This window comes from Pseudomonadota bacterium, from assembly GCA_018823135.1.
Taxonomy (GTDB): Bacteria; Desulfobacterota; Desulfobulbia; order Desulfobulbales; family CALZHT01; genus JAHJJF01.
Map to the genome: position 1 here is coordinate 52,314 of JAHJJF010000059.1, position 13,059 is coordinate 65,372.

The following is a 13,059-nucleotide window of genomic DNA, read 5'->3' on the forward strand; positions in this document are numbered from 1 at the left end:
AAATGGCCTGAAAATAATGGGTTACAAGAAAGTAGGCAGGTAATTGCTATGAACAGCGTGTAAAAGATATCTCAATTAAATAAACTGCTGAAAAGTTCGCCAAAGGCAAGCCGATACCGCCGCATCTCCTTTAGCGCAGGAAGTTCGGCATATTCATATATTGCCAAACTCCCTGCCCTGCGGACCTGCAACTGTCTCGACTTGTGAGAAATGCGGACTAGAAATGATATGAAAACAATAGATGACCAACCGATTCAACAGAAAATAAAAATAGGCTCCGCCAGTGTCGGCCTCATCGGCCTTGACATTGCCATTAATACTGTCCTGACAAAGGATATATCAGAACAAGACGCCGCATCCTTTCTTTATGATGCAATCCGGGGAAAAAATTATATCCCGGCAGGCTCGGAAGCTGCCTACAGAGAGGCGCTCAGAAAAGAATATCTGCGCCATAAAAACCAAACAGCAAGCCCTGACAGCACCATGGTCATCCGGATACTCGGCCCGGCATGCGTCAGCTGCAACAAGATCGGCATCATGGTCATTGAAGCCCTGCAGAAACTGAACATTGCCGCTGATGTTGAAAACATCCACGAACTGGATGAGATCTGGCGCTACGGGGTCACCACAACCCCGGCGCTGATTATCAACAATCAACTCAAAAGCGCCGGAAGACTGCCCATGCCGGTGGAAGTTGAGGACTGGATCAAAGAAGCGTTAGAGTGAATAGTGAATCGTAAATAGTGACGAGTTACGAGTTAAAAACAAACACCAATCAACACTTGTCACTTGTCACTTTCCACTTTAAAAGGAAAATCCGGAGCATCAATCAGTTTCCGCATTCTCTTTTTCTTACCAGGGCTCGCCTGATGGAAATCAATGAGCTTTTGGACCGCCGCAAGCATCCCGGCCTCATCGGCTCTTCGCAAAACACGGCGACCGTTTCTCGGCATCGGTCCGCCCATGCCTCCGGCATATACATCATAGCCGCTTCTGGTGGCCATGATGCCGATATCTGACAAAACCGTTCCTGAACACGAGGCGGGACATGCTGAAACCGCGATTTTCAATTTCGGCTTAACAGCATCCATACTGGAAAAATAATCAAGGATCCTTTGCGAAATTACCTCGGTATCAATGAGCGCAAGCTTGCAATGCGGGCTTCCGACACAGACCCGTGGCACAGGGAAGAGACCCGGCCGTTTTACGACAGCGCCCAGTGCAACAAGCCGCGCCTTGATAGCATCAAAACTTTCCTCGCTGATGCCGGTCAGCCTGACATTCTGCAGGGTAGTAAGATAAATACCGAGACCATGTTGCCGCGCAAGTTCAAATATCAATTCAAGCTGATTCAAAGGCAGTCGCCCGGCCGTTAATGCTATGGTAATGCTTTTACTGTTCTTTTTCATATCCGTAGTGGTCATCCTTTTATTACTCCTGGTCGAACCTGTTTTATTCCATGAAAAGTTTATTATTTTTTATCTTTCCCTTTAAAAAAAATTCATGTATGTATCCTGAATATAATCACAAACACAATCTAAACTCCTCCCGCAGGCCGGGAGATTTTCCAGGAGACATTTCATGGGCCATCATGCTCACAATCCATACGGTGCAGACGACAGGGCAAGCAGAGCAATCGACCGCAAACGCGAAAGAGAACGGGAAGTAATGCTGCAGATTGCCTTTAAGAATGCTGAAGAACTTTCCACCAAGCTCGTTCAAAGGCTCCTTGACAAGAACATCATTGAAACGACATCAGACAGTGCAATCAGGGAATTGTTCACGAAATTACTGAAGAAATTATCCGACATGGAGGAATTTGAAATGAATTTTAAAATTGCTCCGCTCCGGACCCTGGTAAATGACCCGAATCTACTCAGCTTGTATCTCACCCAATATATCATTGAAGACCTGATCAATCACGACAAAATCCAGGATATTTTCGGGGATGATCTGGATATTTATAATGCAGTGGATTCAGTAATGAGCCTCACAAGACCAGAATAAATACTCATTTCAGCTCCCCACAGGCAGATAAGCGCAAGACTTCGAGCGACGCCGAAGCATCCCAAAAGGGCATTGATTTCAGTCTTTGGGGAGATAAAAACTGGCTGTTCCTGTTCAGTTACTCGCTTTCTTTTTTCAGATCAAGATACGTATAGCCTTTCAAACCCTTCTGATACATATTCAAGAGGCGCATGCCCTCGTTTGGCCGCAGCCGGTCTTCCTTGATCGCCCGGTCAATCTGTTTTTTCATGCGCCGGGTAAGGTCACTTTCCGAATACTGTACAAGCCCCAGAACCTTACCCATCGTTGTTCCTGCAATGATTTCTTCAATATAGTAGCCTTCATCCTCATCCTCATCGAGAAACACATGCGCCTCATTGACCCGGCCGAAAAGGTTATGAAGATCACCCATGATATCCTGGTAGGCACCGGTGAGAAATATCCCGAGAAAATAAGGCTCGCCGGTGAAATTATGCAGCGGCAGGGTGTCGACACCCTCTTCGTAAAGATTGATGAATCTTGAGATCTGCCCATCGGAATCACAGGTAATATCCGCCAGTTTGCCTTTTCGCAGCGGTTTTTCGTCAAGCCTGTGAAGCGGCATTATCGGGAACAATTGCCCGAATCCCCAATGGTCCAGCAAGGACTGAAACACACTGAAATTACAGAGATACTGATCACTGAAACGGCTTTCAAGTTCGGTAATTTCGTCGGGGATGTATTCCTCTCCTTGAAATCTGCGAAGCACCTCGCTGCTTATCTGCCAGAAAAGTTTTTCCACCTCGGCCTTGATCGGCAGATCAATGAGTCCCAGGCCGAAATGCGTCTGGATTTCCTGGAAAAGATGCTGGGCATCGTGATACACCTCCAGAAGATTGCCTGAAGAGATACTCTTGTAGATGTCCCATGCATCGTTGACCAGTTTGTGGTCAATCGTCGGTTTTTCAACAGGCAGTTCCGGCGATCCTTTTTTGATGCTGCTGAATATTTCAATAACCAGAACCGAATGATGCGCCACAATGGCCCGACCGCTTTCACTGATGAGTATCGGATGCGCGACCTTTTCCGCATCGCAGATATCCATGACATTATAAACAATATCCCTGGCATATTCGTTTAATGAATAGTTCACCGAAGAATGGAATGTCGTTCTGCTGCCGTCATAATCGACGCCGAGGCCGCCGCCGACATCAATATACTCAAGATCATGGCCGCTTTGTTGAAGCTTGGCATAAAACATCGCCCCTTCTCTGACCGCCCGTTTCACGGCATGAATATCCGGTATCTGCGAGCCGATATGAAAATGGACAAGTTTGAGGCAATGCCCCATGCCGGCTTTTTTCAAAGAATCAGAAGCCGTGAGAATCTCCCCGGTACTGAGGCCGAATTTCGCATCTTCGCCACCGCTTTTTTCCCATTTCCCCTGCCCCGCCACCGCAAGACGCAACCTGATTCCGACTATGGGTTCCACTTTCATCTCAGTAGACAGATTGATGATTTTTTCAACTTCATCGACTTTTTCCACAACCAGAATGATGCGCTTTCCAAGCTTGACGCCAAGAAGCGCCATGCGGATATATTGATGGTCCTTATAACCGTTACAGATAATCAAACTTTCCGGATCCTGATGAAAGGCGAGCGCCGCAAAGAGTTCCGGTTTGGAACCGACTTCCAGCCCGTAATGAAACGGTTTTCCCGCATCAACTATTTCCTCTACAACCTCCCGGAGCTGATTAACTTTTATCGGATACACACCGCGATAAACCGACTTATAGCCGTGTTCGCTGATCGCATTTTCAAAGGCGTGGTTTATCCTTTCCACCCTGTTTCTCAATAAATCCTGAAACCTGATCAACAGCGGGAAATGAAGTCCCTGTCCAAGGGCTTCGTCGATAACATCAAGTATGCAGATACTTGCGCCACATTCCTTCAAAGGAGAAGCGGTCACTTTTCCCATGGAGTTAATATCGAAATATCGTAAACCCCATCTGGATATCCCATAAAGATCTCGGGCGTCATCAATGGTCCAGCTCATCGCGTATCATCCTCACTTAAATAGCACCTACTGGTGCGCGTCGCTTGCAACTGCCTATAAAGTCCCGCTACCTTACAAAAACCGTTGCTTCTTTACAATGAATATCATTATAAGGGAAGCCTTCACTTTTCTTCCAGAAAATTAACTTCCTCTATTTCGATTAAATATTTGGAAAAAACCACCTCCTTGGTATTATCCTGCAATGGAACAAAACGAACACCCCGATTCCCCTCCTACCCTGGTCTTTGCGAACAGTAAAGGTCAAATACAGGATTTCCCGGACCTATACATGGCAGGGAGAAGCGGTCGCTTTCTGTCCCGGCCGGACCTCGAAGACCTGATACCCCTGCCTGAGGGCAGCGAATTTTTTGTCCTTCCCGGGCGCAAACCCATAGGCATCGATAAACACACCGGCGAGGCAACGTTATTCGATGCAAACCCTGATGCCCCCCATGAAGCTATTCAGGCGGTGGCAGCATTCATGGCCCCTGCGCACACGGCGTTCCACTCCACAGCCTACGAGAAAAACAACCCGGATGTCCCGCCTCTGCCGCTTTTTGCCTATACCGCCATCGGCTGGCACAAGGGCCGGTTCTGGGTCAGCGCTTTCAGGAGTGACCCGGATATCCGCCAGGAAGCAGAAGGATTTGACTATCGGAAAATCCGCAAAAAAACCAACCGGAAGCTTAACACATATAAAAACAACCGCCTTGTCCAGCATCTGGGCAAATGCTGTCTGACATACAGTTGCCCGGCTGCAAAAAATTTCTTCCTGGAACGCTTTGAAGCGCCGCTGCCCACTTCCCCTGTATGCAACGCCAATTGCATCGGCTGCATTTCCCTGCAACCCTCGGAATGCTGCCCGTCAACTCAAGACCGAATAACCTTTGTGCCGACTCCCGGAGAAATAGCTGAACTTGCCCTGTCCCATATCAGCAAAGTCAAGAAAGCAGTGGTCAGTTTCGGACAGGGATGCGAAGGCGAACCGTTACTGCAATGGAAAACCATCGGCCGCGCGATATCGCTGATCCGCAAACAGACAGACGCCGGAACAATCAATATAAACAGCAATTCAAGTCTGCCGGAAGCCGTCGCGCATTTAATTCATTGTGGCCTTGACAGCTTACGGGTGAGTATAAACAGCGCCCGTAAGGAAATGCATCAGAAATATTACAGGCCCAGTGGATTCAGTTTCGATGATGTCAGAGAATCCATTCGAGTCATGAAGGACAACAATAAATTCGTTTCCCTCAATTATTTCATCCTGCCCGGATTTACCGATGATCCAGATGAATTCAAGGCCCTGTGCGATCTTCTCGACAACTCCTCCCCGGACATGATCCAGCTCAGAAACCTCAATATGGACCCGGATTGGTATTTTGAAGAGCTTGACCATTTCCCATCAGAGCCGCCCCTGGGAATGCGCGTCTGGCTTAATGAAATACGTAAAAGATTTCCACGGCTCAGACTCGGATATTACAACCCACCCCTTCGCTGACTTCACTTTCCTCACCACCCCGCTGTCACAAGGCATAAGAAAAATATCAAGAGGACGGGATTATTCTTTAACGTATTTTTTTCTCCTTGTTATTTATCCCAGAATATATGTAAAATAATCAAACTATTACTGCTTGTTTGCGCACCTCCGTTGGAGAAATATTAACCAATAAAAATAAAGGGGAGAGATGAATGAAGTTTGATAACAATCACTTGGGGAAATTAGCCTGTTTCACTGCAGCATCCTGTCTTTTTCTGTTTGCGACTGATGCTTCAGCCCTCGACACCTTTATGGTTGGCCCGCGGGCTACCGGCATGGCCGGCGCCAATGTCGCATCGGTTTCCGACACCACGGCGCAATACTATAACCCGGCGGCCTTCGGCTTCATGAACCGCCAGAAAAAGACGGAAGAAGGTGTTGAAAAAGATACAAAAGTTGAGGTTGACAATAACAATCTCGGCCGAAAAACATGGGGCCTTGACATCGGCGCCGGCCTCGGCTACCGCCAGCACAATGAATTCGGTAAATATATCGATGATCTCTCAAGTATCGACCATGACACCCTGAGCACAACCGGCGTCCAGGATAAAGCCGATCTGGAGCAACTTGTCAGACTGGCAAACGACCTCCAGGGCCTCGACGACCCCGGCAATGCCGTTTCAGCCGACGCCAATGCCGGTCTCGGAATCAGGATGGGTCATTTCGCCTTCGGCGTCCGTGGATTCTCCCAGGTAACCGCACAGCTACGCAGTCTTGATACGATACATCTCGGTTTGTCCTTAAACGGTGCAGATGTTGCAACTGATATCAATGCCGTTGATTTAAGTGCTACTTCATACAATACCGCAGGATACACCTTCCAGGTATTTACACCATCCCAGCAAACTCAGCTGCTTACCGCCCTCGGTGGTGACACTGAAGCAGTCCAGCGTCTTGATTATATCGCCGCACAAGAGGGAATTACCAGCACTGATGCACAAGGATCTGCGGACATCCTCTCCAATGTCCTTAACCAGAGTGATGGCAGCACCGCAAACGATCTTGACAGCAACACAACAACTGTCCGGCTCAATGGTTACGGACTCCTTGAAGTTCCTGTGTCTTACGGCTATGCGATCAATGATTACATCTCGGTGGGGGCTAATCTGAAATTCATGAAAGGCCGGGTGTACGGCAACCAGGTCCTGGTGTTCAATAACGATTCCGGGGACACTATTAGCAAAACCGATGAATTCTACGAAGAGACCGATACCTTCGGCGTTGATATCGGCATTATGGCCCGCATGAACAAACTGCAGGCGGGCATTATCGGCCGCAATCTCAACTCCCCTAAATTCAACGGCCCGACAATTACCGTCAACAGCTTACCCGTACCCTTTGACGATGTGAGACTCGACCCGCAGGTAACCGCCGGACTGGCTTTCATCCCATTTGAAACCCTGACGTTGGAAGCCGATATCGACCTCACGAAAAACGAGACAACCCTGGCAGACTATGAAACCCAGAATATGGCTTTCGGACTTGAGTGGGATGCATTCCGCTTCCTGGCCCTGCGGTGCGGAGCCTATAAAAATCTTGCAGAAAGCGATATAGGCTGGGTATTTTCAGCAGGTATCGGCTTGAACTTCTGGGCCATCCGTCTTGATGTGGCCGGCCAGTTTGCCGAGGAAAAAGAACAGTTTGACGGTGAGGATATCCCCAAGGAGTCGAGAGTTGCCGGGCAGTTGAGTATTGATTTCTAACTTTTGCTTTTCTCCAGAAATGAAACCGAATCTCCCTGTCGTTGCGGCAGGGAGATTTTTTTATGGGAACTCACCAAACCATCAGCCCGGATATTTGACTTTACATAAAACCTGTTACCTTCGGCCAGCTTAGCTTGTGAAATATCCAGCTTAGCCAACTACAGGGAAAAGCAGAATGATCTTTGAGAACTCCCCTTCCCTGCTTTCAAGAATCATCTTGCCGCCATGCTCCACCACAATGCCGTGACTGATGGCAAGACCCAAGCCTGTGCCGCTTCCCGCCGGCTTGGTTGAAAAGAAGGGATTGACCACTTTATCAATTATATTTTCAGGGATTCCAGTCCCCTGATCATAAAAAGGCCTTTCATTCCTTTCCTCAAATTATTCCTGGATATTTGCGGAGTTATTTGCTTTCCGGCTGGAGAATCTTAAGGATCGTGCTTGAAAAATCTTCCAAACTATACGGTTTCTGTAAAAAACCACTGGCATCTACTTCCATGAGTTTACGTATATCTTCGTTAACCGAAAAACCTGAGGATACAAGAATTTTCACCTTCGGGTCTATTTCTCTGAGTCTGAAAAACGCTTCCTTGCCGTCCATGACCGGCATGTTCATATCCAGAATAACCAGATCTATTTCCGATTTTTTCTTGGTAAACAGGCTTACCGCCTCATCTCCATTGGCTGCAACTAGAACCTTGCAGCCGATTTCCTCAAGATAATCCGAGAGCATTTTAATGATAATTGTTTCATCGTCAACGATCAAAATGCCCTTTTCCAGTTTAAAATCCTTGTGGGTCAGAGTAAGCATGTCCTTCTTAAAGAAATTTTCCATGGCCGCTGGAAAATAGATTTTGAAAACCGTGCCTTTGCCGGTCTGGCTTTCAACAAGACAAAACCCTTTATGGCTCTTCACAATGCCGTAAACAATAGAAAGCCCCAGACCGGTGCCTTTGCCGAATTCCTTGGAAGTAAAAAAAGGTTCAAAAATTCTCGGCAATATTTCCTTATCGATTCCTGTGCCGTCATCTTCAACAGTTATTTTCAGATACCTTCCCGGTTTAACTTCTGTAAATCTTTTTGCAGCATCAACATCAATCAGTTCGATGGCCGATGAAATTTTTATTGTTCCTCCCGCCGGCAAGGCATCCCGGGCATTGACGAGCAGATTCATCAAAACCTGTTCTATTTGGGCGGCATCGCCCATGACCAGCGGCAAGGGATCCGTCAGCTCCAGTTCTATGACGATCAGCTTGCTGATGGTTTTCTTAAAAAGCGATATGATATTTCTCGCACATTCGTTGAGATCAACCGGTTGCGAACCAGTTAAGTTTCTACTTGAAAATGTCAGCAGTTGTTTGGTGAGGTCTGCGGCCCTGAAACCGGCTTTTTCAACCATGTCCAGAACCTTATACTCTTCATCATCCTCGGAAAATTTTTTCTTGATAAGGGCGATGTGGCCAATCATTCCGCAAAGGATATTATTAAAATCATGGGCAACCCCACCGGCAAGGGTACCCACTGCAGTCAGTTTTTCCGCTTCAAAAAGCTGTCGTTGTGTTTTCTGCAATTCCGCCATCTGCAAATGGAGATTCCGGTATAATTCTATGTTTTCAAGAGCAATTGAAAAATTGTTTGCCAGAATGCCCAGAACATCGCCATCTTCGCCGAAAAAATCACCGTCCTGCTTGTTTATAAGCAAAACCGCGCCAACAAGTTTCTTTTCCCTGACCATCCACACCACGAGCATATTTTCAACAGGCAAGCCACCCAGAACATCTGCAAAAGGCCAGCCGGCAACAGGCCTGGCATTTAAGACAACATTATCCATACCATATTCTTGACAGACCGCGACAACACTGCTCGGGCTGACTTCCAATTCGGCCGGGGAATCAGACGCATCGCTGGAGAGATATAATGCTGCCTGGGGCAAGTCATCGCGGATAATGATCATTCCTTTCTGTTTGACGTTGAAAAGACTTTCAATGCATGCAAGCACTTCCTTTCTCGCATTTTCACAACCGCTTGCCGAATGAAGTTTGATAGTTCCCTGGTTGATGCTCGTGAGTCTTTCAAGATGTTTACGGATTTCTTCTTCCTTGATGGCCAGAGAGCGGCTCATCTCATTAAAGGTGTTGATCAACTCATAAAACTCATCACCCTGCCTGGGCCTGGCCTGATATCCAAAATCCCCGGTGCTTATCTTAGTGGTTGCGGTCAACAGTTCATCAATGGGCACGGTTATCCTGTGCATGAGATACCTGGCGACAATTATTGCCAGAAAGAATGTTGCCAGGAGAGAAAAGGCCAGGATATTGTAGGACCGATCAATCCTGAGCATCGCGGCGTTGGTTCTTTGCTGAAGAGTCGCTGCCGCCGAGTTGACCATCGCCTCTACTTCAAAAAGAATCTGTTCGCTTAATTCAGCAACCTGTTTCGAATTTTCGTCGCGCCAGTTTCCCTGGCCGGCAGTGGTGATGAGATAACTCAATCTCTGCTGGAATTCATAGATGAGTTTTTCAGCATGATCAATTTCAGCGCGAATTTCAGGTTTATGGTGACATGAATGGCATTGAGCGACAGATTCGTTGATATTTATCGCGTGATTGATGATTTCATCGAGACGTTTTGAAAAATCCGCATCAGGAGAATATGTAAACGATTGAATTTTCTGGACATTATAACTGAGCTCCTGCCGGATATCTTCAATCTCATGCATATCGATGAGCTTGCGAAGATTTGAAGTGGTGGTAAAAAGATTATAAACGGTTATCCCGGCGCCAATTGAAAAAAGAGCAAAAATCAGGGCAAAGGAAAGGAAGATTATCTTTTTCATGGAGAAGACTATGACCTTTTTAAAACCATCGGAAACAACTTCACCGAGACTTCATTCTTAAAAGACGGGTAACCATGAGTCACCCCGCAACAAATAAGCGCAAGCCTGAGCCGCGAAGAATGCTCACATCAGACACTCTTTTCCGTTCGCGCGTGAGGGGGGGACATATGCTCACTGGTCATGCACAATTGCCCCAGTTACATTGTCAGTTATCTATTTTACTGATTTTTGTAATAATATTCACTAAGTTCTATCCCAGCCTCATGGGCCATTTCCATTACCGGCAGATAATCATCTTTTTCGGTCTGGACAAATTTCTGTGCCCCGAATTTAGATAACACCACCTTCCCCTGAGGATAATTATGGAGATCCAGCAAGGTTTCTTTCAGCTTTTTCTTTAACTGCGGATCAGTGTCGGCAACGACGCAAAGACCGTTTGACGGCACCCTGGGGGATTTTGCGATGACATACAGATCGGAGTAAATCCTGCTGTCCGTTTCGCTGGATCGTTCGTATATCGTATTCTTGGCAGCACCCACATCTGCATGTCCTTCAAGGACTGCAATGATTGCCGCGTCATGGCTGCCGGAGAAATAAAAATCCTTGAAAAAAGTTTGATGATCGGCAACCCCTTTACTTTTGAGATAGGCCAGAGGGAAAAGATATCCGGCGGTGGTGGCTTTTTCGACAAAAACCATCACCTTGCCTTTCATGTCTGAAACGTTTTTTATGCCGCTGTCATTCCTTGAAAAAAGATAACCGAAATAGGTTGACGTTCCGTCCATGTTTACCGGTCTGGCCAGAGGCTCGACATGCAATTGTGAAATTGCCAGAGCTGCGGTGAAAGAACCAAGAAAGGCGGCATTGACCCTTTTTTCCTTGAGACTCTCAATGATATTTCCGTAACGACTTATCATGGTGAGTTTAACATCCACACCGATTTTATCGGACAGATATTCGGCAAGCGGTCTGAAACGTTCCATCTGTTTAAAAACATTCATTTCAGGAAGTACGCCGATAACAAACTCTTCCCCCCTGGATACTGCCGGATTGACCTGAAGAGCGATCAGGACTAAAAGAAAACACAGGATTTTTCCCTTCAATGAAAGACGACTTGGCATGATCATAATTCCTCCCCTCTGTTGGCATTCCGGAATGTCACTGGGTGGTGTCGGTTTCCAGCACCCAGATCCTGACATAAATAAGACCGTGAACATGCAGATTTTCAACAAAACAGGGCCTCCAGACTTACACCTTAAAGCGGCCTTTTTTCATTACTTGACAAGTTCATCCCATCCTGCTAACTGTATGTACCTTCATAAAAAAAGGCAGCTGTGAATGGTAAATAAATTCATATCGGTTTACGCTATCAAGCTTGTTCACCATATGTAAGGATACCAGATTCGATTTCATTGACAACGCGAATCGTTTTCATGAGAAAGTCCCTCGAATCTGTTGACTTATACAATTTCGTTTATCAATCATATACAGATTTCGTGTAGTTAAAAAGCCTTTAAATGCAGAAATAACCAACTAGTTGAGATTTAGTCGACTGTGACCAATCAACCGGACAAACTAATTATTTTTATAGCACGGGGGAATCCCCCGGTTTTTTCAAGTGAGGTAATACCATGAAAAAAAACCCGATCAGACTGAATGACTCCTTTAAAGCCTACACGTTCGATCAGGACAAAGCCTGTACACCCGAAGAAACCGTTAAACAATTCAAGGCCAGACTTGAAAAAGTCGATCTCGATATCCTTAAAGACGTGCAGCGCATAGACAACGGCAGGCTGGACATCCCGGTCTACTTCAGCCTTACTGGAAAAGATGCCTACAAGGCCATCGGCAATAAAAAACAGATGGGCAAAGGCAGCACCCCGGGGCAGTCAATGGCCAGTGCCTGCATGGAGCTTGGCGAACGTTTCAGCTTCTTCAGTTTCAAAAAGAATACGGACAATTTCATCACCGACACTTATGCCAATCTGAAAGCCCAGGGCCAGAAAATCATGCCACTGGAACAGATCCTTCAATCCGTTCATGATCAGGAAACCAGCCTGGAAACCCTTGAAAAACTTATCGGAGACATCCCCATACAATGGACCTGGGCCACCAACCTGAACCGCGAAGAGGAATTTCTGATTCCCTTTACCTGGTTTTATGCAATAAATGAATTTAACGGACCTTCGGCAGGCAACACCTATGAGGAGGCGATTGTGCAGGGGATAAGCGAGATTGTCGAACGCCATGTCTGCGCCGTTGTCACCCACAAAAAACTCAAAACTCCGGCGATAAATATAGCAACAATCCAGGATCCGGTCTGCCGGGAACTGATCCATAAATTCACCAAGCACGGCATTGCCGTCTATCTCAACGATTTCACTCTGGATACGGGCATTCCCACCATAAGTGCTCTCTGTGTTGATCTCAACACTTTCCCGGAATCAAGCGAAATCGTTTATACCGCCGGCACCACACCGAATGCTGAAAAAGCCCTGATCCGCGCCCTCACCGAAGTGGCACAACTGGCAGGCGACTTCAACTCGAATTCTAATTATGTGGCCAGTGGATTGCCTAAACCCTTGAGCCTTGAAGAAGTTGATTATATTGTCAACCCCGATAAAAACATCGATCTGGACAAACTCCCTGATCTCTCCGATAACAATCTGCGCCAAGAAATCGTCAACATGCTCAAGGCACTTGAAAACCTGAACATGGAAGTCTATCTGGTCAACACCATCCATCCCAAATTACAGATACCTGCGATATACACAATTGTTCCAGGATGTCATTTCAGAGAACGTTCCATGCTTCAGAGTGTCGGGCTCTTTGCCGCGAAACTTGTTTTCGAACAGTCGCCGGATCCTGTTGAATCAACCGCCAGACTGCTCAAGATGAAAAAGATCCTGCCCGATGCCTATTATCTGGAATTTTATCTCGG

At 46.7% G+C, this 13,059-nt stretch carries 10 protein-coding genes; 5 read left to right on the forward strand and 5 right to left on the reverse strand.

The window, feature by feature from the left end; translation table 11 throughout:
* Nucleotides 1-228: 228 nt before the first annotated feature.
* Nucleotides 229-726: a thioredoxin family protein gene (locus KKE17_05680; GenBank protein MBU1709477.1), complete on the forward strand. Its 498-nt coding sequence runs from the start codon at nucleotides 229-231 to the stop codon at nucleotides 724-726.
* A gap of 59 nt (nucleotides 727-785) precedes the next feature.
* On the opposite strand, the gene KKE17_05685 is transcribed toward KKE17_05680, so the two are convergent.
* Complete coding sequence (locus KKE17_05685; GenBank protein MBU1709478.1) at nucleotides 786-1,409, reverse strand: nitrite reductase; 624 nt, start codon at nucleotides 1,407-1,409, stop codon at nucleotides 786-788.
* 172 nt (nucleotides 1,410-1,581) lie between these two features.
* Here KKE17_05685 and KKE17_05690 point away from each other — a divergent pair, with 172 nt between their 5' ends.
* Nucleotides 1,582-2,007: a hypothetical protein gene (locus KKE17_05690; protein ID MBU1709479.1), complete on the forward strand. Its 426-nt coding sequence runs from the start codon at nucleotides 1,582-1,584 to the stop codon at nucleotides 2,005-2,007.
* A gap of 118 nt (nucleotides 2,008-2,125) precedes the next feature.
* Here the strand turns inward: KKE17_05690 and speA are convergent, their stop codons facing one another.
* Entirely contained in the window at nucleotides 2,126-4,042 is a 1,917-nt protein-coding gene (gene speA, locus KKE17_05695) for a biosynthetic arginine decarboxylase (protein MBU1709480.1), read from the reverse strand.
* 202 nt (nucleotides 4,043-4,244) lie between these two features.
* Here speA and KKE17_05700 point away from each other — a divergent pair, with 202 nt between their 5' ends.
* Together KKE17_05700 and traF are read left to right on the forward strand one after the other, a co-directional pair.
* Nucleotides 4,245-5,540, forward strand: a complete 1,296-nt coding sequence (locus tag KKE17_05700; protein ID MBU1709481.1) for a radical SAM protein — start codon at nucleotides 4,245-4,247, stop codon at nucleotides 5,538-5,540.
* Nucleotides 5,541-5,731: 191 nt separating this feature from the next.
* Entirely contained in the window at nucleotides 5,732-7,282 is a 1,551-nt protein-coding gene (gene traF, locus KKE17_05705; GenBank protein ID MBU1709482.1) for a conjugal transfer protein TraF, read from the forward strand.
* A gap of 150 nt (nucleotides 7,283-7,432) precedes the next feature.
* Here the strand turns inward: traF and KKE17_05710 are convergent, their stop codons facing one another.
* From KKE17_05710 to KKE17_05720, 3 genes are all read right to left on the reverse strand, one after another.
* Nucleotides 7,433-7,618: a hypothetical protein gene (locus KKE17_05710; GenBank protein MBU1709483.1), complete on the reverse strand. Its 186-nt coding sequence runs from the start codon at nucleotides 7,616-7,618 to the stop codon at nucleotides 7,433-7,435.
* 67 nt (nucleotides 7,619-7,685) lie between these two features.
* A complete protein-coding gene (locus tag KKE17_05715) occupies nucleotides 7,686-10,118 on the reverse strand; it encodes a response regulator (protein MBU1709484.1) in 2,433 nt (810 codons plus the stop codon).
* Nucleotides 10,119-10,336: 218 nt separating this feature from the next.
* Nucleotides 10,337-11,245, reverse strand: coding sequence for a phosphate/phosphite/phosphonate ABC transporter substrate-binding protein (locus KKE17_05720; protein MBU1709485.1), 909 nt, complete (start codon nucleotides 11,243-11,245; stop codon nucleotides 10,337-10,339).
* 504 nt (nucleotides 11,246-11,749) lie between these two features.
* On the opposite strand from KKE17_05720, the gene KKE17_05725 reads away from it, so the two are divergent.
* Nucleotides 11,750-13,059, forward strand: a 1,310-nt coding sequence (locus tag KKE17_05725) for a YcaO-like family protein (GenBank protein MBU1709486.1), incomplete at its 3' end; no start/stop codon positions are given.

Coding starts and splice junctions, on each gene's coding strand:
- KKE17_05680 (MBU1709477.1), top strand. CDS start 229: ATGAAAACAATAGATGACCAACCGATTCAACAGAAAATAAAAATAGGC.
- KKE17_05685 (MBU1709478.1), bottom strand. CDS start 1,409: ATGAAAAAGAACAGTAAAAGCATTACCATAGCATTAACGGCCGGGCGA.
- KKE17_05690 (MBU1709479.1), top strand. CDS start 1,582: ATGGGCCATCATGCTCACAATCCATACGGTGCAGACGACAGGGCAAGC.
- speA (MBU1709480.1), bottom strand. CDS start 4,042: ATGAGCTGGACCATTGATGACGCCCGAGATCTTTATGGGATATCCAGA.
- KKE17_05700 (MBU1709481.1), top strand. CDS start 4,245: ATGGAACAAAACGAACACCCCGATTCCCCTCCTACCCTGGTCTTTGCG.
- traF (MBU1709482.1), top strand. CDS start 5,732: ATGAAGTTTGATAACAATCACTTGGGGAAATTAGCCTGTTTCACTGCA.
- KKE17_05715 (MBU1709484.1), bottom strand. CDS start 10,118: ATGAAAAAGATAATCTTCCTTTCCTTTGCCCTGATTTTTGCTCTTTTT.
- KKE17_05720 (MBU1709485.1), bottom strand. CDS start 11,245: ATGATCATGCCAAGTCGTCTTTCATTGAAGGGAAAAATCCTGTGTTTT.